The sequence below is a fragment of the Gluconacetobacter entanii genome (assembly GCF_013155425.1).
Taxonomy (GTDB): Bacteria; Pseudomonadota; Alphaproteobacteria; order Acetobacterales; family Acetobacteraceae; genus Novacetimonas; species Novacetimonas entanii.
Map to the genome: position 1 here is coordinate 30516 of NZ_JABJWD010000058.1, position 19418 is coordinate 49933.

Annotated in this window: 20 protein-coding genes; 9 read left to right on the forward strand and 11 right to left on the reverse strand. The window is 63.4% G+C overall.

Annotation, left to right across the window (positions count from 1 at the left end):
• Window positions 1-21: 21 nt before the first annotated feature.
• The 5 genes from HNH97_RS10955 to HNH97_RS10975 form a co-directional block, all read right to left on the reverse strand.
• Window positions 22-1659 (reverse strand): electron transfer flavoprotein-ubiquinone oxidoreductase, encoded by a 1638-nt coding sequence (locus tag HNH97_RS10955; protein ID WP_171790899.1) that lies wholly within the window; start codon window positions 1657-1659, stop codon window positions 22-24.
• Between the two features lie 169 nt (window positions 1660-1828).
• Window positions 1829-2479, reverse strand: coding sequence for a 2OG-Fe(II) oxygenase (locus tag HNH97_RS10960; protein ID WP_233045300.1), 651 nt, complete (start codon window positions 2477-2479; stop codon window positions 1829-1831).
• 32 nt (window positions 2480-2511) lie between these two features.
• Complete coding sequence (gene hemN / locus HNH97_RS10965; protein ID WP_171790901.1) at window positions 2512-3882, reverse strand: oxygen-independent coproporphyrinogen III oxidase; 1371 nt, start codon at window positions 3880-3882, stop codon at window positions 2512-2514.
• A gap of 4 nt (window positions 3883-3886) precedes the next feature.
• On the reverse strand, window positions 3887-4687 hold the full coding sequence (locus tag HNH97_RS10970) for an OmpW/AlkL family protein (protein ID WP_110096065.1): 801 nt from the start codon (window positions 4685-4687) through the stop codon (window positions 3887-3889).
• A gap of 104 nt (window positions 4688-4791) precedes the next feature.
• A complete protein-coding gene (locus HNH97_RS10975; RefSeq protein WP_171790902.1) occupies window positions 4792-5268 on the reverse strand; it encodes a hypothetical protein in 477 nt (158 codons plus the stop codon).
• Between the two features lie 213 nt (window positions 5269-5481).
• Between HNH97_RS10975 and HNH97_RS10980 the strand changes: the two genes are divergently transcribed.
• Window positions 5482-6237 (forward strand): Crp/Fnr family transcriptional regulator, encoded by a 756-nt coding sequence (locus HNH97_RS10980; RefSeq protein WP_171790903.1) that lies wholly within the window; start codon window positions 5482-5484, stop codon window positions 6235-6237.
• A 169-nt stretch (window positions 6238-6406) separates the two neighbouring features.
• On the opposite strand, the gene HNH97_RS10985 is transcribed toward HNH97_RS10980, so the two are convergent.
• Window positions 6407-7594, reverse strand: a complete 1188-nt coding sequence (locus HNH97_RS10985) for an AI-2E family transporter (protein WP_227744636.1) — start codon at window positions 7592-7594, stop codon at window positions 6407-6409.
• 424 nt (window positions 7595-8018) lie between these two features.
• On the opposite strand from HNH97_RS10985, the gene pqqA reads away from it, so the two are divergent.
• From pqqA to pqqE, 5 genes are read left to right on the forward strand one after another with little or no spacing between them, the layout of a single operon-like run.
• Window positions 8019-8099 (forward strand): pyrroloquinoline quinone precursor peptide PqqA, encoded by an 81-nt coding sequence (gene pqqA / locus HNH97_RS10990; RefSeq protein ID WP_075595519.1) that lies wholly within the window; start codon window positions 8019-8021, stop codon window positions 8097-8099.
• Between the two features lie 60 nt (window positions 8100-8159).
• On the forward strand, window positions 8160-9083 hold the full coding sequence (gene pqqB / locus HNH97_RS10995) for a pyrroloquinoline quinone biosynthesis protein PqqB (RefSeq protein WP_171790904.1): 924 nt from the start codon (window positions 8160-8162) through the stop codon (window positions 9081-9083).
• On the forward strand, window positions 9080-9817 hold the full coding sequence (gene pqqC / locus HNH97_RS11000) for a pyrroloquinoline-quinone synthase PqqC (protein WP_110913338.1): 738 nt from the start codon (window positions 9080-9082) through the stop codon (window positions 9815-9817). Before pqqB ends, pqqC begins: the two co-directional genes overlap by 4 nt.
• Window positions 9814-10101 (forward strand): pyrroloquinoline quinone biosynthesis peptide chaperone PqqD, encoded by a 288-nt coding sequence (pqqD, locus tag HNH97_RS11005; RefSeq protein ID WP_110096466.1) that lies wholly within the window; start codon window positions 9814-9816, stop codon window positions 10099-10101. The genes pqqC and pqqD overlap by 4 nt, the downstream gene beginning before the upstream one ends.
• Window positions 10098-11198 carry a pyrroloquinoline quinone biosynthesis protein PqqE gene (gene pqqE / locus HNH97_RS11010; RefSeq protein WP_171790905.1) on the forward strand — a complete coding sequence of 367 codons (1101 nt, stop codon included), beginning with the start codon at window positions 10098-10100 and terminating at the stop codon, window positions 11196-11198. Before pqqD ends, pqqE begins: the two co-directional genes overlap by 4 nt.
• A gap of 132 nt (window positions 11199-11330) precedes the next feature.
• Here pqqE and HNH97_RS11015 read toward each other — a convergent pair whose 3' ends face one another.
• The 5 genes from HNH97_RS11015 to HNH97_RS11035 form a co-directional block, all read right to left on the reverse strand.
• Window positions 11331-12794, reverse strand: a complete 1464-nt coding sequence (locus HNH97_RS11015; RefSeq protein ID WP_171790906.1) for a sugar porter family MFS transporter — start codon at window positions 12792-12794, stop codon at window positions 11331-11333.
• A gap of 116 nt (window positions 12795-12910) precedes the next feature.
• Window positions 12911-13459: a hypothetical protein gene (locus tag HNH97_RS11020; RefSeq protein WP_171790907.1), complete on the reverse strand. Its 549-nt coding sequence runs from the start codon at window positions 13457-13459 to the stop codon at window positions 12911-12913.
• A 263-nt stretch (window positions 13460-13722) separates the two neighbouring features.
• Window positions 13723-14232: a transcriptional repressor gene (locus HNH97_RS11025; RefSeq protein WP_171790908.1), complete on the reverse strand. Its 510-nt coding sequence runs from the start codon at window positions 14230-14232 to the stop codon at window positions 13723-13725.
• Window positions 14233-14471: 239 nt separating this feature from the next.
• A complete protein-coding gene (locus HNH97_RS11030; RefSeq protein WP_167400321.1) occupies window positions 14472-14630 on the reverse strand; it encodes a hypothetical protein in 159 nt (52 codons plus the stop codon).
• Between the two features lie 77 nt (window positions 14631-14707).
• Window positions 14708-15202: a flavin reductase gene (locus HNH97_RS11035; RefSeq protein WP_171790909.1), complete on the reverse strand. Its 495-nt coding sequence runs from the start codon at window positions 15200-15202 to the stop codon at window positions 14708-14710.
• A 125-nt stretch (window positions 15203-15327) separates the two neighbouring features.
• Between HNH97_RS11035 and HNH97_RS11040 the strand changes: the two genes are divergently transcribed.
• Genes HNH97_RS11040 through HNH97_RS11050 form a run of 3 tightly spaced genes read left to right on the forward strand, consistent with a single transcriptional unit; the run spans window position 15328 to window position 19363 of the window.
• Entirely contained in the window at window positions 15328-16386 is a 1059-nt protein-coding gene (locus HNH97_RS11040; protein ID WP_171790910.1) for an enoyl-CoA hydratase/isomerase family protein, read from the forward strand.
• A gap of 5 nt (window positions 16387-16391) precedes the next feature.
• Entirely contained in the window at window positions 16392-17855 is a 1464-nt protein-coding gene (locus HNH97_RS11045) for a protein adenylyltransferase SelO family protein (RefSeq protein WP_171790911.1), read from the forward strand.
• Between the two features lie 26 nt (window positions 17856-17881).
• Window positions 17882-19363: a sugar porter family MFS transporter gene (locus HNH97_RS11050; RefSeq protein ID WP_171790912.1), complete on the forward strand. Its 1482-nt coding sequence runs from the start codon at window positions 17882-17884 to the stop codon at window positions 19361-19363.
• Window positions 19364-19418: the final 55 nt, after the last annotated feature.

Genomic DNA, 19418 nt, shown 5'->3' on the forward strand with positions numbered 1-19418 from the left:
TGGCGCCGGTGGGGCATGGGGTTACATGCCGCCGGGATAGTTCGGACCGCCCGCGCCTTCGGGCGTGACCCAGTCGATGTTCTGGGTCGGGTCCTTGATGTCGCATGTCTTGCAGTGGACGCAGTTCTGCGAATTGATCTGCAATGTCGGGTTGGTCTGCTCGTCCACGACCTCATACACCCCTGCGGGGCAGTAGCGGCTTTCGGGGGAGCGGAACACGTCCCAGTTGACGGTCTTCCACATCGACATGCTGCGCACCTTCAGGTGCACGGGCTGGTCTTCTTCATGGTTGGTGTTCGACAGGAAGACGGACGACAGCTTGTCGAACGTGATCTTGCCGTCCGGCTTGGGGTAGTCGATCTTCGGCGAGATGGAGGCAGGCTCCAGCGTCTCGTTATCCGCATGGCGGGTATGGAGTGTCCACGGCGCGCGACCGCGCAGCAGCATGGCGTCGATGCCGGAATACAGCGCGCCGCCCTTCATACCGAAGCGTGCGAAGGCCGGGCGGATGTTGCGCACGCCACGCAGTTCGTCCCACAGCCAGGATTCCCTGATCCGCCGCGTGTAGGAGCCCGGCTCCACCCGGTTGGTCAGGAAGGCTTCGGCCACGGCCTCGGCCGCCAGCATGCCCGACTTCATCGCGGTGTGGGTGCCCTTGATCTTGGGCACGTTGAGGAAGCCCGCCGTGTCGCCAACCAGCATGCCGCCGGGGAAGGTCAGGCGCGGGATGGACTGCAGCCCGCCTTCGGACAGGGCGCGCCCGCCATAGGACAGGCGGCGCCCACCCTCGAAATACGGGCGGAAGGAGGGATGCAGCTTCACGCGCTGCATCTCGTCAAACGGGGACAGCCACGTGTTGGGATAATCCAGCCCGACGACAAAGCCGTAGGAGACGAGGTTTTCCCCGAAATGGTACATCCACGCCCCGCCATAGGTGCGGTCATCGAGCGGCCAGCCAAAGCTGTGCTGCACCAGTCCGGGGCGATGCAGTTCGGCGGGGATTTCCCACAGTTCCTTGATGCCCAGGCCATAGGTCTGCGGATCGACGCCCTTGCGCAGGTTGTACATCTCCATGACCTGCTTCGTCAGCGACCCGCGGCAGCCCTCGGCGAAGATGGTGTATTTCGCGCGCAGTTCCATCCCCGGCGCGTAATTGTCGCCCGGCTTGCCATCGCGGCCCACGCCCATGTCGCCGGTGGCCACGCCCACCACGCGGCCATTTTCGGTCAGGACCTCCGCCCCGGCGAAACCGGGATAGATCTCGACGCCCATTTCCTCGGCCTGTGCGCCAAGCCAGCGGCAGACCTCGCCCAGGCTTGCGATATAGTTGCCGTGGTTGCGCATGTGCGGCATCACCCGATCCAGCATCGGGATGCGATAGCCGCGCGACGGCGTCAGGTAGAGCATGTGCTCCTCGCTGACGGGGGTGTTGAGCGGCGCGCCGCTGGTGCGCCAGTGTGGCAGGAGTTCATCAAGCGCGCGTGGCTCGATCACTGCGCCCGACAGGATATGCGCCCCGATCTCGCTGCCCTTTTCAATCAGGCAGACGCTGGTGTCGGGCGCCAGCTGGCGCAGCCGGATGGCCGCCGCCAGTCCGGAGGGACCGCCGCCGATGATTACGACGTCGAATTCCATAATCTCGCGCGGGTTTTCGCTCATACCTAGATCTGTCCTCTTGCGTCATGACCGGGATGACGTGGATAGGTGGGATACCACATGTAGCAACGCTTCCTAGAACCGTTTGAAACGGGAATAAAGGTTTGTGTGCATGTATATTGCGCATGTGGCGCATATCCACAGGCCGGACAGGGCAGGTCTGGCGTGCCGGTCAGGTCCGCGCGGGCGGGAATGCCAGTTCGTCGCACGCCTGCCATTCGGGGCCGACATAGTTGACGATCAGCGTCCGGCGCAGCCCGGTGATGGGGCGGCGGACGAAGCCGTGCCACGACCGGTCAGACGGGATGAACAGCAGGCCGGAGTTGAACGCCCCCGACGCCCGCGCCACCGACTGCCCCTGCGGGGTCAGCAGGTCGGTGCCCCAGTCACGGGCATCGGCGTCGGTGGAAAGGGAGATCAGCAGCGTCAGCCGCTTGGCCCCGATATCGGTATGCGGCGCCAGCCAGAACCCGTCCGTATCAAGGCACAGTTCCAGCCGCAGGAACGTCCCCGCAAGGTCGATGCCGCAGGTCCGCTCGAAATGCTGTCGTGCGGCAGGGGCGTCGAACAGGTGCGCCAGGTGGTCGAGTTCGGGGTCACGCGCACGGCCCGCAGGTGTCACGAATATCCGGTGCCCGTTGCGGACGTCGCGCCGCCCGCCGCTTTCGCCCGCGTGGAACGTCGCCCCCGGGTCCCATGCCAGCAGGGAGTGCGTAACCGACGGCGGCAGGACATTGTCCATGTTCCAGTGTGGAAACGGATCATCGGTGCAGCGCGCCGTGCGCAGGGCGGAGATGACGGGACTGTCCACGATGCCCGGCATGGCGGCGGATGATGAGGCGTGGGAAGGCATGCTCATACTCCGCTGGCGTGACGCTGGGGCATGTCCATATCAAGGTGACGGTCGAAGGCGGCGGCCACATGGCGCAGGAACACACGTCCTCCCTCGGTCACGCGGAGTCGCCGCCCGGAGATGATGACAAATCCGTCCGCTTCCAGTCCAGAAAGTTTGCGCAGGTCATCATCAAAACTGTCCTGCGGCAGGCCGTGGCGCATGGTGAAGGCATCAAGGTCGATATCCATGTCGCACATCAGCCGTTCGATGACCTGCGCACGCAGGCGGTCATCCATGGTGCGACGCACCCCCCGGACAACCGGCAGGCTGTCGGGTGTTTCCCCCATCAGGCGGGCATAGGCGGCGGACGACACCGCGTTCTGCGTCATGCCCTGCGGATAGGAGGAGATGGCCGATGCCCCCACACCGATCAGGACCGTTGCCGGGTCAGTGGTGTAGCCCTGGAAATTGCGATGCAGCGTGCCGTCACGCGCGGCAATCCCCATGCGATCGTCGGGGCGGCTGTAATGGTCCAGCCCGACGGGCAGGTAGCCGGCAGCGCACAGGGCGTCGTTGATGGCCGCCCGCTGTTCAAAGCGCGCGATGGCGTCGGGCAGTTCGCCCGTGGGCATCAGGTTCTGGCGCTTCTGCTTCCACGGCACATGGGCATAGCCGAACACGGCCAGCCGGTCGGGAGAGAGTGCAGCGATGGCGGTGGCCGTGTCGCGCACGCCCTGCACGCTCTGTCGTGGCAGGCCATAGATCAGGTCGATGTTGATCGAGTCGATCCCAGCCCCACGCAGCGCGTCGATGCAGGCCGTGGTCTGCTCCAGGCTCTGGATACGGCCGCAGGCTTCCTGCACGGCGGGATTGATGTCCTGAACGCCGAGGCTTGCACGGTTGAAGCCGAGTTCATGCAGGACGGCAGGATAATGCGCGGGCAGGTGTCGGGGGTCGATCTCGATGCTGATTTCGGCATCGGGCAGCAGCGTGAAGCTGTTGCGGATGGTCTGCATCACCTGCCGCAACGTGCCTACGGGCAGGGTGGTCGGCGTGCCCCCGCCCCATTGCAGGTGGGAGAGGGAATGGCCGGTGCCAAGCTGTCTGGTGATGCGGCGCAGTTCCTCGATCAGCAGGGCGGCATAGGCGGCCCGGGCGTCGGCACTGCGCAGAACGGCGGTGTTGCAGCCGCAGAACCGGCACAGCGTGTCGCAGAAGGGAACATGCAGGTAGAGGGAGAGCGCATCCCCCGCAGGGACGGCCCGCAGCCAGTCGCGGGCGTCGTCCGGCCCCACGGCGTCAGTAAACTGCGCCGCCGTGGGGTAGCTTGTGTAACGTGGCAGGTTCCGGGCGTACCGCGCAGCCAGCGCGGCGGGGTCCGCCACGTTCATGTCATCAGAACCGGTAGGCGATACCGGCGGAGACGACCGTCGGGTCCAGCGAGTCGTGCGCACGGACCTTCAGGGTTTCGCCGCCGTTTTCAGCCCATGCGTGCATGCGCACGAACATCTGCTTCACGTCGAAGTTGAAGAACCAGTTGCCCACCAGCTGGTAATCGACACCGGCATTGATCGACGGGCCACCGGTGAAGCCGGAGTTCAGCTTCGTCAGGCCCAGCGCGCCACTGGCGTTCATGTTGTGGAACCACATGAACGTGCCGCCCACGCCCACATACGGGTTCAGGCGCTTGTGCGGACGGAAATGCCACGCGACGGTCACCGTCGGCGGCAGCACCCAGGCGCTGCCCACGTCGGTCTTGCTCGCACCCGTCAGGGCGGACAGCGCGCCGCCATTGGCCTGCACTTCGTGGCGCGTGCTGGTGGCGATCAGGTCCAGCGAGATGTTGTCGGTGACGAAGTATTCGAACGTCAGTTCCGGCATGACCTGGTCGGTCGTCTTGACGCGCGTGCCCGTCAGTGTCGCGCCATTGGCCCAGACCTTGCTGTCACGGTCTTCCGGCAGGACGCCGACGGCCGACAGGCGGATCATGAAGTCACCCTTGCCCAGACCGATCTTGGTGCTGGAGCATGTCTCGAAAATGCCACAGTGGCCATGCGGGCGCGAAGGGGCGACGGGAGCCGAAAGCGGCGCGTTGACATAGGTGGACGGTGTCGCAGTCTGAGCATGGCCCGCGACAGGCGCGATAGCCGCAGCGCCCAGCGCCGCCGCAAGGGCAGTGTTACGCATTTTCTTCATCTGGTGCGGACCTTTTCATTCTGACGACGTGTCGTCGTAATCAACGTGTTTTGATGACTGGCAACAATCATGGGGCGCTTACATCGCACCTTGATATGGATCAATCAGGCGGGGGGCGAGAAACCGTTAATTTCCGTCAAAAGCAGTGTTCTTTCGACTATGTGTTCGGCAGGACACACTTTTTGGGGGAGCGTTGTCATTTTTGCGATGGGCTGCATTGTCCTCATTGCATGACAGCCAAGTTCCTGCGCCAGTTGCGTCATGACCGGGTGAAACGCGTCGATGACCTGCTGCGCATCGCCGGGTGTCATGACGATGCAGTGGTCGCTGGTCAGGACCTGGCCAAAGCGGATGTCGAAATCGCGGCGATAGGTCGCCATGGCGCAGGGGAGGCCCCTGGTGCCGTACTGCGCGACCAGGATCCCCTGGCGCGGGCGCTTGCGTTGTACCGACATCCGGCGGCCGACATCCATCCAGCGCCGCCGCTCCATCTCCGGAAAGGCCTGCTGGACCAGAGGGTAAAGCACCAGAATGTCCGTAGCGCCAAGCCGCCGTACCGTCAGGGAGGAATGTCCAGGCACTGGGGGCGGCATCCTTATGTCCAAAGATTGTTAATCATTATGGTTTACCGGATTGGGATCGGGGCTCTGCATTGATTTATATCAAGGGGTCATCCATACTGTGCGGCCTTCGGGGTGCCGTTATTGCGTTGGTGCCCACAGTGCCATGCGCGGTGCCCACCCGGGACGACGGCCGGGTGTTGCGTCGGGCAACAGCAGGGAATTGGGATAAACATGCCGGATACGTCTTCGTGCCAGTTCGAGCAGCGACCACGGCGTCTTGTCATGGGGGCTGTCGGCCTCCAGCCTGATTTCTGCAAGATGTGCAACGTCCGTCCCTCCAGCGTGTGCAGTGCGATCGACGACGCGGACATCTCCCGCCTGTCCGATGCGGCGGTGGAAACCATCGTTCCCCCCGGCCGCTGCTTCATCGAGGAAGGCGAACCCGCCACCGATTTCTTCAACGTCACCTCCGGCACGGTAAAGCTGTTCAAGGCCCTGCCCGACGGACGGCGGCAGATCACCGGTTTCGCCGGGCCGGGCCATTTCCTCGGGCTTGCGGTGTCCGACCGCTATGCCTTCGGGGCGGAGGCGGTCGATACGGTCCGCCTGTGCCGCTTCTCGCGGGAGCGGATGCGCACCCTGCTTGACGATTTCCCCCGCATGGAACGTCGCCTGCTTGAAGAGGCGTCCAACGAACTTGTCGCGGCCCAGAACCAGATGCTGCTGCTTGGCCGCAAGACAGCGCGCGAACGCGTCGCGAGTTTCCTGCTCGACCAGGCCAATCATGGCGAACTCAACAGCGCGGGGCAGTTGCACCTGCCCATGACGCGCGGCGACATTGCCGACTACCTTGGCCTGACCATCGAAACCGTCAGCCGCACGCTGAGCTGGATGCGTGCGCAGGGGATGATCGACGTGGGCAAGGGGTATGCCATCACGCTGCTGTCGCGGGAGCGACTCGAAAGCCTTGCCGAAGGCGAGGACTGAAGTTTTCGGGGCAGCACGACTGCTGCACCCTGACGCCCTTCTTCAAAAAGGCGGCGTCTTTCGAAGCTTTTTGAAAAAAGCTTCACCAAGAACTTTTATTCCATAAATCAAGGTCATGGTTTCCAAAGGGCACTGCCCTTTGGCGGGTTTCAGGGCAGCGCCCTGGGCCTTACTTCCCCGGTGGCTGGCTGTCATCCTCGTCAATCATGTCCGGCGTAAACAGTGGCGCCGTATTCGCCCCGCGTGTCGGGCCACCGACGATGTGGCCGATGGGGGTCAGGATATCGACATGGTCACAGATGATCTTGAACACGGCGAGCAGCGGCACGGACAGGAACGCCCCGCCAATCCCCCACAGCCAGTCCCAGAACATCAGCGATCCCATCACCAGCACGGGATTGAGCGTGAAGCGCCGCGCCAGCACCATCGGCGTGATCGTCTCCCCCTCCGTCAGGTGGATGCACAGGTAGATCGCCGGCGGCAGGGTCGCCTGCAGGATGGAGGGAAAGGTGAACAGCCCCACAAGGAAATAGATGGTGATCCCCATCATGGGGCCGATGATGGGGATGTAGTTCAGCAGGAACGCCATCACCCCCCACAGCAGCGGGTTGGGCATGCCCAGCAGCCAGCATTGCAGCATGTTCGCAAGGCCGACGAGGGAGTTGATGATCGTGATCGTCGCAAGGTAGAGCGAGACATTGCGTTCGATCTGATAGGCGATCTGCACGGTCCGCCGCTTGTCCGCAAAGGTGGGCATGATCTCCACGAACCGCCGCAACAGGCTGTCCCCCTGCGCCAGCAGGAAGAACAGCATCAGGATCATGGTGAAGAACTGCCCCACAAACGCCCGCGTCCCCAGCAGCAGGGAGGAGCCAAAGCTGTCGAGGCCACCACTGGCGGGGGCGGCGGACATCACGATATGGTTCGTATCGTCACTGCCTGCCTTGGCCGTCGTATGGTCGAGGTGACTGCCCGCGATGGTCATGAAGTTCTCGATCCGCTCCGACGCCGTATTGAGCAGGTGGATCGGGCCACGCAGGAAGGCGAGGCGTTCGCCCAGCGCGTTCATCGCCTCTGGCGCGCGTTCGATCCACCCGGCGGCGGGCACCGAAATCGCGGTCCCGATCGCACCCACGACCCCGAACACCCCAAGGATCAGGATCAGGGCCGCCAGCGGCTTGGGCAGCTTCATCTTCAGGTGCAGAAAGCGCATCGGCGCGGACAGCAGCAGGTTCACCACCAGCGCCAGGATCATCGGCAGGATGATGGAGGCTGCGAAATACAGCGTGTAGAACACCGCAAGGATGCTCAGCACCAGCAGGCACGCCGTCTTCAGGTCCATGCGGGTATGGCGCATGACCTCACGCGCGCGATGCTGCTGCATGCTTTCATACGATGGCGCGGGCGACGGTGTGTCAGGCGGGGTGGGCATGGTCTCTTCGGGCGGCATGATCCGGCTTCACCTTTGGCAAGACGCAGGGGATCAGGGGACCGACCAACCGGCTTTACCGAGCAAGAAACAGGAAAACAGGCCTAATCCGTCCGGATTGCCTTCGCAACCCACAACAGCGGCGGGCATTGCCGCTACGCAATTCTTGCAATGGCGGCGGGGGCGGAACGGGATGGGGGAATGAGCGGGGTACACAGGATTGTGAAGGCATTCCCCGCCCCATGGCCCCTCTGGTACCTGAGAGGCAGTTGCAACGCATTCGGATTCAGCGTTCAAATATGTCCTGGATATGAAGGATTGTCGCCTTCATCGCAGGAAATGGAGAAAAGTCATGGCATGGAACACCCCCAAGATCACTGAAGTTCCCCTGGGCGCGGAAATCAACAGCTACGTCTGCGGCGAAAAGAAGTAAGACGTTTTTAAATCGCCACCCGTCTCGTCACGGGTGGCGATTTGCTTATAAATGTCGGCCATGATCGACATCATCGTTCTTGGTGCTGCTGCTGGTGGCGGGTTTCCGCAATGGAACTCCAACGCCGATGGCTGCCGACGGGCCCGGTCCGGCGATCCTGCCGCACTGCCCCGCACACAGGCCTCGATCGCCATCAGTGGCGACGGACGGCACTGGTTCATCATCAATGCCTCCCCCGATCTGCGGACCCAGATCAACCAGACCCCTGCCCTGCACCCGCAGGAAGGACTGCGTTCGACCCCGATCGCGGGCGTGATCCTGACGGGGGGCGAGGTCGATACCATCGCGGGCCTGCTGACCCTGCGTGAACGCCAACCCCTGACATTGCTGGCCACCGACGCGGTGCTGGAGACGCTGGACGCCAATCCCGTGTTCGAGGCGCTGAACCGGCAGGTGGTGACGCGCACGCAACTTCCGCTGGAGCAGGATGTCGCGCTGCACCTGGTCGATGGCGCGCCTGCGGGGCTGAACATCCGGGCCTTTGTGGTGCCGGGCAAGGTGCCGCTCTATGCCGAACGTGGGCCGGACCCCGCCGCCATTGTTGAAAATGGCGAGACGATCGGCCTTGAGATCACCGATGGCACGCACCGCGTCTGTTTCATCCCCGGATGCGCGCGTATGACCGATGCGCTGCGGCAGCGCCTGTCGGGCGCGGACCTTGTGTTTTTTGACGGCACGCTATGGGTCGATGACGAGATGCTGCGCGCGGGCATCGGCGAGAAGACGGGCCAGCGCATGGGCCATATGTCGCTGATGGGCGAAGGCGGCACGTTTGAGGCGTTCCGTGACCTCGATATCGGGTGCAAAATCCTGATTCACATTAACAATTCCAATCCCGTACTGCTTTCGGACTCGGCCGAGCGCCAGCAGGCCAATGCGCAGGGATGGGACGTGGCCCATGACGGGATGAGGATAACCCTATGACCGGACAGATACTTTCCCCCGACGAACTTGAGGCCGCGCTGCGCGCCATCGGGGCGGAGCGTTACCATAACCTGCACCCGTTCCATCGTGCCCTGCATGATGGTCGCCTGACGCAGGGGCAGGTGCAGGCATGGGCGCTGAACCGCTATTATTACCAGTGCCGGATCCCGGCCAAGGACGCGTCATTACTGGCGCGCCTGCCGACGGCGGAACTGCGTCGTGAATGGCGGCGGCGCCTGGTGGATCATGATGGCGATGCGCCGGGGACCGGAGGGGTGGCACGCTGGCTGAAGCTGACGGACGGGCTGGGCCTTGACCGTGCCTATGTCGAGTCGCTGGAGGGGCTGCTGCCTGCCACGAAGTTCGCGGTCGATGCCTATGTTGAATTTGTCCGTGACCGTTCGATCCTTGCGGCGATCGCCTCCTCCCTGACGGAACTGTTTTCGCCGACCATCATCAGCGAGCGCGTGTCAGGGATGCTGCGGCACTATGATTTCGTCAACAGCGAGACCCTGGCCTATTTCCATCCGCGCCTGACGCAGGCCCCGCGTGATTCCGATTTCGCGTTGTCCTATGTCCGCGAACATGCCCGCACGGCAGAGCAGCAGGAAGCGGTGCTTGGCGCGCTGAAGTTCAAGTGCGGGGTGCTGTGGTCCATGCTTGATGCGCTGGATTATGCCTATGTCACGCCGGGGCGGATTCCGCCGGGCGCGTTCCGGCCGACCTGCCCATGACGGACGCCCCTACGCTGACACCCGACAGCGTCGTAAGGTTTGCCCGTGGCGTGCGGTTGCAGCATGACCGTGTGCGCGACCAGTGGGTGATACAGGCGCCCGAACGCGCCTTCCTGCCCGATCCCGTCGCGGTGGAGATCCTGCGCCTTGTCGATGGGACGCGCACGCTCGATGCGATCGTCACCGACCTTGCCGCGCGATTTGCCGCCCCGCGTGACCTGATCGCGCGCGATGTCATGGAAATGGCCGCCGACCTTGTGGCGCGGCAGGTCCTGCTGCCATGACGGAAAAACCCGCGCCCCCGATGAGCCTGCTGGCGGAACTGACGCACCGGTGTCCGTTGCAGTGCCCGTACTGCTCCAACCCATTGGCGCTGGAGCCACGCGCCAATGAACTGACCACGGCGCAATGGATCGACATACTTGATCAGGCGGCGGACCTTGGTGTGTTGCAGGTGCACTTTTCCGGGGGCGAGCCGATGGCGCGTCCCGACCTGCCCGAACTGGTCCGTCATGCGGTGGGGCGCGGGCTTTATACGAACCTGATCACGTCGGGCGTGCTGATGACGCCCGCCGCCTTCGCCGCATTGGTGGCGGCAGGGCTGGATCATGTGCAACTGTCATTTCAGGATATAGAGACCGCCAACGCCGAACATGTCGGCGGCATGAAGGGCGCGCAGGCGAAGAAGATGGCCGCCGCCGAAATGGTGGTGGCCGATGGCATGCCGCTGACACTCAATTTCGTCATCTACCGCGAAAATGTCGGGCGCGTGGCGCAGATGATCGACGCGGCGGCACAAATGGGTGCGCGGCGGGTGGAGATCGCGCATACGCAGTATTATGGCTGGGGCCTGCGCAACCGCAATGCCCTGATGCCGACGCGCGAACAGGTGGAACAGGCCACCCGCGCGGTGGAGGCCGCACGGGCGCAATATGCCGGTCGCCTGTCCATCGATTATGTGACGCCCGATTATTATGCCGACCAGCCCAAACCCTGCATGGGGGGATGGGGGCGGCGTTTCGTCAATGTCTCCCCCTCTGGCCGGGTGCTGCCGTGCCATGCGGCGGAAAGTATCCCGGGGGTGCATATTCCTGACATCGGGGAAGCATCTCTGGGCACGATATGGGATCACGCCCCGCTGTTCACCATGTTCCGGGGAACGGACTGGATGCCCGCGCCGTGCCGCACCTGCGACCAGCGTGAAAAGGACTGGGGCGGGTGTCGCTGTCAGGCACTGGCGCTGGCGGGGGACGCGGCGGCGACCGATCCGGTATGCGAACGCGCGCCGGCCCATGACCGGATCAGCGCGGCAATCGCGGCTCTGCCTGCCGTGCCGCCGCCTTTCATCTATCGTCGTTACGCCAATAGCAGCGAAGACTGACAAAAGTTTCCGGGTGCCGCTTTTTTTTCAAAAAAAGGCGGTGTTCCTTAAAGCTTTTCGAAAAAGTCTTCACCAGAAAATTTCTGATGATCTGGAGGCAGGGAGCATGCTCCCTGCCGGCCCCGCCAGGGATCACGGACCTTTGGGAACCACGTCCGAAGATTCCTGCGGGATCCGGGCGCTGCTGGCATCCTGCGCCGCCTTGCGCGACGGCTGTCCTATCTCGCGCAGCGGCAGGCCGGCCATCAGGCGCTGTTCGATCCCCTCCAGGCTCATGTCCCGCGTCTCGGGGATGAAGCGCCACGTCACGAACACGAACGCCAGGTTGAAGGCCGCAAACATCCAGAAGGTCGGGCCATTGCCGATCCATTGCAGCAGCGACAGGAAGGTCGCGCCGATGATCATGTTGGCGATCCAGTTGGTCAGTGTGGAAATGGAAATCCCAAGGTCACGCCCCTGCAGCGGCTGGACCTCCGAACACAGGACCCAGATCAGGGGGCCTGCCGACATGGAAAAGCCGGAGATATAGATCATCAGCATGAACACGGCGATGATCTGCTCCCCCGGACCCAGCGGCAGGGAGTTGAGCAGCAGCCCGAGGCTGCCCATGCCAACCGCCATGATAAGGAAGCCTGTATACAGGATCGGCTTGCGCCCCCATTTGTCCACCAGCCCGATGGCCACGAACGTCGCCAGCATGTTCACCAGCCCGACCATCGCCGTGCACCACAACTGCGCCGGGCCGACATAGCCCGCCAGCGCGAAGATCTTGGGCGCGTAATACATGACCACGTTCACGCCGGCCAACTGCTGCATGATCTGCAATCCCATGCCCAGCAGGATGGAACGGCGGAAGTTGCGGTTCGCCAGCAGCGCCCAGCCCTTCTGCTTCTGCTGAAGCTGGTCGCTGATGCTCTGGATCTCGCGCCGGGCGTCGCTGCGGCTGTCACGCAGGTTGGCCAGCACCTCCAGCGCCTCGCTGCGGCGGCCCTTCATCATCAGCCAGCGCGGGCTGAACGGCAGGAACAGCGCACCGATCAGGAACAGCACCCCCGGTATCGCCGCCACGGCGAACATCCCGCGCCAGTTGCCGGAATAGCTGAAGAACGTATTGCTCATGAAGGCGAGGAAGATGCCCGCCGTGATCATCAACTGATAGGTGGAGATCATGGCCCCGCGTGCTGTCTCGCTCGCGATTTCCGACAGGTAGAGCGGCGCCGTGAAGGCCGCGACCCCGATCGCCAGCCCCATGACCGCGCGGCCGATGATCATCGACGGCACCGACCATGCCAGCGCACATTCCAAGGAACCGGCGACGAACACCACGGCACCCACCAGCAGCGTACGCTTGCGCCCGATATGGTGCGACATCCACCCCGCGCACATCGACCCCAGGGCTGCGCCCGCCATCATGGAACTGACGATCCATTCCTGCGCCACGGTGGAGGCATGGAATTCCTTGGCCACGAAATCCAGCGCGCCGGAAATGACGCCGATATCCAGACCGGCCATCAGGCCCGCCAGCGCCGCAAGGCACCCGATGATCAGGGAGCGCATGCGCGACGACCCCACGGGCTGCGTGACGGACTGATTCATATATGCTGATCCTTCATTTTATTTCTTCTTCGTTACCAACGCGCGGGCACGGGGCCCCGGTCGGTTCGGGCTCAGATAAAGGGCCGCCGGGAGGTCCGGCCTGTTTCAATTCCTGCTCAGATCGGCGCGGAACGCGCCACACCTGTCAGGAAGTAGCATGGAACCCCATAGGCCCGGGTATGATCAGGATCATTTTCGACCAGATCATTCACCATAAAACGCCGCAGTCGCAGGATCGCCACACCGCCTTCGTCGGCGATGGCGTCCATGTCCTCGCTCATGTCCGCGTACCACGCCATGACGCCCGGCCGTTCCGTCAGCGGTACGGGGGCGCGGGGACTGATGGCGATGCCGTTGGCCAGCATGGAATCGGCCTGCAACATTGTCGTGACGATATAGAAAAAACCGTCGGTGGCGTCGGCAGGCCCGAACTGCCGCAGGGGGACGAAGGACAGGCCCACCTCCGCCGCGTCAAGGTGCGTGACCCGCCGTGGCGGGGCCGCGACTGGCGGCAGGGGGCGTGCGAACAGGTCCTCCTGCCCGGCGGGAGGCGTGTCAGGCTGGCGGGTCTTGCGTTTTTTTGGGTGCGGCCCGTTGTCCCGTGGGGTGGCGGGGGGATACGGCAGGGGCAGTTCGCCCGTTTCGTTGCGACGCGAACGCGTCATCGCGACACTCCGCCCGGATGCGGGGCTCTGTGGTTTGTGCTCCGCCCCGTGGCGGCAGGCTGGCCCGCATCATGCCGGGAAATGCGCCGGGGATGCAATCACTGTGATGCGGCAGGTGGCATCCGTTGCGGGCCACTGTGAAATCCTGAAAGTATCAAAAGTTTTTGGTGAAGCTTTTTTCCAAAAAGCTTCGAAGACGCCGCCTTTTTGGAAAAAGGCGGCACCCAAAAACTTTTATTAATGTATTGGTTTAAAACAGTTTTTCAGGAACAGGCAGCGCAGATGCCCTCGGCCTCGATGGTAGAGGTACGCAGGCTGAACTGCCGCGCCTGTGTCGCGGTGACCAGCGCATGGACGATCTGGCTGTCTTCAAGTTCGGTCACATGCCCGCATTTGGTGCAGATCAGGAACTGGGCACTATGCAGGTGGTTGTCGCATTCATGCGCGCTGTGGAGCATGTGGCGGCAGGCGACGAAGGCGGACAGGCGCTCGATCTTGTGGATCAGTCCCTGTTCGAGCAGGAAGTCCAGCGCGCGATAGACGGTCGGCGGCGCGGCCCCCTTCGTGTCGCGGCGCAGGCGGTCGAGCAGGTCGTAGGCCCCGATGGGCCGGTCGGCGCTCAGCACCAGGCCGAGTACCAGGCGGCGCTGCTGCGTCAGGCGTGCGCCATGGCGGCGGCACATGTCATGCGCGCGGTCCAGCATCCGTTCGACTTCGACGCCGAAGACGGTGGTTTGTGTCCCAGTGTCGTCGTGGCGATCATCCTTGCCCATCTGTCCTGCCGCTCCTGTCATCCTGTGCGGATATACGCCTCAATCCGGCGGTGATGAACCCCCCGGCAGGTGGTAAGCCTATGTGCGCAATCAACATGGGATGGAGCGGGAAGACGTGAAAAAGTTTTTGGTGAAGCTTTTGACCTGAAAAGCTTCGAAGACGCCGCCTTTTTGGAAAAAAGGCGGCACCCAAAAACTTTTATTAATTTTAACAAATACTTACTGCAAGGGACGCGACTTCAGCGCGGCAGGGTGCTGTCCCACCATGCCATCAGCATGATGAACACCGTCACCCCCACCTGTATCCCGATCAGCATGCGCCATGTCACGACCGGCACGTCCGGTCCTTCGTCGCCTTCCTGCCGTGTCCTGCCGTCGCGTGGTCTGATCTTGCGCATCCGCCGTGTCCTGCCATGTCCGGGAAGGCCCATACGGTCGCAAAGGGATTAATTTCGCGTAAAATCCCCGTGTGGTTTCAGGCTTCGCCGGAGGGGGGCAGGATATGGTAGGTGCGGTTGAAATAGATCAGGCCACCATGGCTGTCGCCATTGCGCAGGCTTTCGACTGCGCCGAACATCACGCTATGGGTCCCGACCTCCACGATGCGCTCGATCCGGCAGTCGAAGGAGGTCACTGCCTCCTCCAGCACCGGTGCACCGGTCGTCAGCGTGGCCCAGTGGCCGAAGGCGAAGCGTTCATGCTGTTCCCGGGCGGAGGCGAATATGCCCGAAATCTCCTGCTGCGCTGCGGACAGCACGTTGATGCACATCGCCGCCCCCTCGCGAAAGCGCGGGCGGATGCGTGACGCGCGGTTGACACAGACCAGCAGGGTCGGCGGCGCATCGGTGACGGAACACACGGCCGAGGCGGTAAATCCGGCCGGGTCTTCCAGCGTGCCGGTTGTCACCACATTTACGGCCGCACCCAGTCGCGCCATTGCATCCCGATAGGTCCGGGCGTCGATACCCATTACGTTGTCCTGTCCTTCCTGACGTCACATGATCGCGCGCTGATTAAAACATGCGGCTGGTGGGGGTTCCGCTCCTTTATTCTGTCATGCTTGAAGATGCACGACAATTCGGAGACGCCGTCGCGATGACACACGAAACGCTGCGTATTTCACGCCAGGGGCATCTGGGACGCATCACGCTGGACCGCCCGCGGGCACTCAATGCACTTGATATCGGCATGATCGAAGGGATCGCCGCCTGCCTTGAACGCTGGCGCGGGGATCGTGACGTGCGGACCATCATCCTCGACAGCACGACGCCACGCGCCTTCTGCGCCGGGGGCGACCTGCGGGCACTTCATGCGCTGCTGCCCACGGAGGGGGTTGCGGCAGTGCGCGCGGTCTTTCGCGCCAGCTATCGCCTTGTCTCCGTGCTGGCGGGCTATCCCAAGCCGATCGTCTCCTTCATGGACGGGATCGCGATGGGCGGCGGCATCGGTCTGGGCGGTCATGTACGCCACCGTATCGTGACGGAGCGTTCCGTCCTTGCCATGCCGGAGGTCGCGATCGCCCTGACCCCGGATGCTGGCGGGTCGTACCTGCTGTCGCGCGCGCCGGGCCTGTCGGGACTGCGGCTTGCGGTGACGGGCGGGCGGATGGACGGGGCGCAGGCCATCGCCTGTGGCTTTGCCGACCGGATGGTGCCCTCGGGCGATCTGGAACAGGTGGCGGCCGACCTTGCACGCCATCCGGCGGGGCGTGTGCTCGACCTCGCGCCCCGCGTGCCGGTGGCCGATGGCGGCTGGGGCGACATGGCCGGGGTTGATGCCGTGTATGACGCCCCCGACATGCAGGTGGTGACCGAACGCCTGCATGCCTGCGACGCCCCATGGGCGCGCGATGACCTTGCGGCGCTGGCGCAGGCGGACCCGTTCGCGGTAGAGGTGGCATGGCGCGCATTCTTCAGGGCGCGGGCGCTGCCCGACCTTGACATGGTGCTGGAGCAGGAGTTCCGCCTTGTCTGTGCGCTGGTCGCGCGTCCGGATTTCGCCGAAGGGGTCCGTGCGCGCCTGATCGACCGTGACAATGCCCCGTGCTGGTCGTGTGGCGCGGATGACGTGGTGCCGGTGCCGCAGGTCGAGGCCTGCTTCGCCCCTGCCGCTGTCTCGCTTGACCTTCCTGTCCTGCCTGAGTCCCGAGGTTGAACCTTATGCCATTTTCCCCCGCCTACCGACCCGATACACGGCACATGACGCTGGGGGATGCGTTCTATGACCCGGTGCAGCCCGCCAGCTTCCCGGCCCATATCCTGCGCTTTCGCAATCAGGAAGCGGCGGCGCGCATCGGCCTCGACACCCTGACGGAGGCGGAGTGGATCGCCCACCTTGGCCGGTTCAGGGCGCTGCCCGGCAGCCTGCCGCAGCCGCTGGCGCTGCGCTATCACGGCCATCAGTTCCAGGCCTACAACCCCGACCTTGGCGACGGGCGCGGCTTCCTGTTCGCGCAGTTATATGATGCGTGCGACGGGCGGCTGCTCGATATCGGGACGAAGGGCAGCGGCACGACGCCGTGGTCGCGCGGGGGCGACGGGCGACTGACGCTCAAGGGGGGCGTACGCGAAATCCTCGCGAGCGAGACACTGGATGCGATCGGCGTCACCACCTCGCGCAGCCTCAGCGTGATCGAGACGGGGGAGGCGCTGCACCGGGGGGACGAGCCTTCGCCCACGCGGTCATGCGTGCTGGCGCGACTGGGTCATTCCCATATCCGCATCGGCACGTTCCAGCGCCTTGCCGCGATGCAGGATACGCCGTCGCTGCGTCGCCTGCTCGATTACGTGATGGAGACGTACTATCCCGCCCTGACGGGGGCGGAGGATCCGGCGGCGACCCTGCTCGATGCACTATGTACGCGCCTCGCACTGCTGACGGCGCAGTGGATGAGTGCGGGGTTCGTGCATGGCGTGCTCAATACCGACAACATCAACATCGCGGGGGAAAGCTTCGATTATGGCCCGTGGCGGTTCGCGCCGCATTACAACCCGACCTTCACGGCGGCCTATTTCGATCATTCCGGCCTGTATGCCTTTGGCCGGCAACCAACCGCGATGATGTGGAATCTGGCGCGGATGGCGGAATGCCTGCTGCCATTTTCGGAAATGGAGAAGATCAGAAGTATTTTCGAAAAGTTTCCTCAAAGGTACGAAAGGTTCCTCGATATTTGTGCACTGCAACGTCTTGGTGTTGAGGAAATATCAAGAAATACGTCCACGGAACTGCGCGAATCCGTGTGGTCTTTTCTCGAAGAAAGTGCGATCGGGTTTGAATTCCTGTTCTTTGACTGGTATGGTGGCGCCATCAGTCGCGACCGCGCCATGTCTGGACCGAGGAAGTACTTTTACGAATCCCCGGCGTTCCAGACGTTGCGAAAGCAGATCGAAAGCCATCCGCCACGCGCGGGGGTCGATGTCTCGCTTCCCTATTTCACCCGCGACGATCCATGCGCGATGTGGATCGAGACGGTGGAAGACATATGGCGGCCCATCGCCCGGGACGATGACTGGTCCGCATTCCATGCGGCCATGGCGCATGTCGCGGAAATGAAGGCCGCCCTTGGCGCGGCAGGTCATGTCCGGTGCGAAACGGATGGAACCCTGCGCAATGCCGGGAATTAGACAGATATCGAAACAAAGGAACACGCATGCAGAATTATTCCCCCCAGTCCCAGGCCGGACCCATCTCGCAGCCCGAACCCATCCCTGACCTCTCCGATCTCGAAATCTCGCCCAACGCACACAAGACACTCTGGCTCGCAGCCATCGTGGCCGCCATCTGCGGTGGCCTCTATGGCTACGATACCGGCATCGTCTCCGGCGCGCTGCTGCTGATTACCCGCGATTTCCACCTCAGCAGCTTCTATCAGGAGATGGTGGCGTCCGCGATCCTTGCGGGTGCGGTCATGGGGTCGTTCATCACCGGGTGGATGTCCGAACGCTTCGGGCGTCGCAACTCCGTCATGATCGTCACCGCGGTGTTCGTCCTTGGCGCGATGGCGTGTGCATGGGCGCCGGATGTCTATGCCCTGATCGCCGCGCGTGTGTTCCTTGGCCTCGCGGTGGGTGGTTCGACGCAGGTCGTGCCGATGTATATCTCCGAACTCGCCCCGGCGAAGAAGCGCGGCCATATGGTCACGATGTTCAACATCGCCATCGGCATCGGCATCTTCGCCGCCAACGTCATCGGCTTTGTCGCCCGTGATGCGTGGGGCTGGCGGCCGATGGTGGCGATCGCGGCCATCCCGGCGGCCGTGGTCTTCATCTCCATGTTCTTCCTGCCCAAGAGCCCGCGCTGGGCTGCGGAAAATGAAAGCCTTGATTCCGCGATCGAGCAGCTACGCCGCATCCGCACCACCCGGCGCGAGATCCGCAAGGAGCTCAAGCGCATCCAGATCACCGCGAATGACGAGGCGGACCCGCGCGACATCGGCTGGCGTGGCCTGATGCAGCCATGGGTGCGTCCGGCACTGGTTGCCGCACTGGGCGTTGCGTTCTTCACGCAGGCTGGCGGGCTGGAGATGATGATCTATTACGCCCCGACCTTCCTGTCGGATGCGGGCTTTGGCAGTTCGGCCGCGCTGATGGCGAGCATCGGCATCTCCATCGTCTACCTGGTGATGACGGTGCTGGGGTCGAATATCGTGGACCGTATCGGCCGTCGCCGCCTTGTGCTGGTGATGGGGCCGGGTTCGGTCCTCAGCCTCGTGGGTCTGGGCATCATGTTCCTGATCCATCCGGACAAGGGCAGCATCGGTAGCTGGATGATCATCATCTTCATGCTGCTGTTCATGGTGTTCAACGCGGGCGGAATCCAGGTGGTTGGCTGGCTGCTGGGGGCGGAGATGTTCCCCCTGTCGATGCGCGGCAACGCGACCAGCCTGCATTCGGCCATGCTGTGGGGCAGCGACCTGCTGGTGACCAGCACGGCGCTGACGCTGGTGTCCACCATCACGCTGGGCGGGACGATGTGGTTCTATGCCGGGGTCAACCTGGCGTCGGTTCTGTTCATCTACTTCTTCGTGCCGGAAACACGTGGCGCCTCGCTGGAAGATATCGAGGATGCCCTGCGCGAGGGACGTTTCCGTCCCACGCGTGAATCCTCCGCCATCGTCGCGGAAGAAGACTGAAAAGAGTAAAAGTTTTTGGGTGCCGCCTTTTTTCAAAAAGGCGGCGTTCTTTGAA

Coding starts and splice junctions, on each gene's coding strand:
- HNH97_RS11025 (WP_171790908.1), bottom strand. CDS start 14,232: ATGGGCAAGGATGATCGCCACGACGACACTGGGACACAAACCACCGTC.
- HNH97_RS11020 (WP_171790907.1), bottom strand. CDS start 13,459: ATGACGCGTTCGCGTCGCAACGAAACGGGCGAACTGCCCCTGCCGTAT.
- HNH97_RS11040 (WP_171790910.1), top strand. CDS start 15,328: ATGACACACGAAACGCTGCGTATTTCACGCCAGGGGCATCTGGGACGC.
- pqqB (WP_171790904.1), top strand. CDS start 8,160: ATGATCGACATCATCGTTCTTGGTGCTGCTGCTGGTGGCGGGTTTCCG.
- pqqC (WP_110913338.1), top strand. CDS start 9,080: ATGACCGGACAGATACTTTCCCCCGACGAACTTGAGGCCGCGCTGCGC.
- HNH97_RS11035 (WP_171790909.1), bottom strand. CDS start 15,202: ATGGGTATCGACGCCCGGACCTATCGGGATGCAATGGCGCGACTGGGT.
- HNH97_RS10955 (WP_171790899.1), bottom strand. CDS start 1,659: ATGAGCGAAAACCCGCGCGAGATTATGGAATTCGACGTCGTAATCATC.
- HNH97_RS10970 (WP_110096065.1), bottom strand. CDS start 4,687: ATGAAGAAAATGCGTAACACTGCCCTTGCGGCGGCGCTGGGCGCTGCG.
- HNH97_RS11015 (WP_171790906.1), bottom strand. CDS start 12,794: ATGAATCAGTCCGTCACGCAGCCCGTGGGGTCGTCGCGCATGCGCTCC.
- HNH97_RS10980 (WP_171790903.1), top strand. CDS start 5,482: ATGCCGGATACGTCTTCGTGCCAGTTCGAGCAGCGACCACGGCGTCTT.
- HNH97_RS11045 (WP_171790911.1), top strand. CDS start 16,392: ATGCCATTTTCCCCCGCCTACCGACCCGATACACGGCACATGACGCTG.
- pqqE (WP_171790905.1), top strand. CDS start 10,098: ATGACGGAAAAACCCGCGCCCCCGATGAGCCTGCTGGCGGAACTGACG.
- pqqA (WP_075595519.1), top strand. CDS start 8,019: ATGGCATGGAACACCCCCAAGATCACTGAAGTTCCCCTGGGCGCGGAA.
- hemN (WP_171790901.1), bottom strand. CDS start 3,882: ATGAACGTGGCGGACCCCGCCGCGCTGGCTGCGCGGTACGCCCGGAAC.
- HNH97_RS11030 (WP_167400321.1), bottom strand. CDS start 14,630: ATGCGCAAGATCAGACCACGCGACGGCAGGACACGGCAGGAAGGCGAC.
- HNH97_RS10960 (WP_233045300.1), bottom strand. CDS start 2,479: ATGCCGGGCATCGTGGACAGTCCCGTCATCTCCGCCCTGCGCACGGCG.
- HNH97_RS10985 (WP_227744636.1), bottom strand. CDS start 7,594: ATGCGCCATACCCGCATGGACCTGAAGACGGCGTGCCTGCTGGTGCTG.
- HNH97_RS11050 (WP_171790912.1), top strand. CDS start 17,882: ATGCAGAATTATTCCCCCCAGTCCCAGGCCGGACCCATCTCGCAGCCC.
- pqqD (WP_110096466.1), top strand. CDS start 9,814: ATGACGGACGCCCCTACGCTGACACCCGACAGCGTCGTAAGGTTTGCC.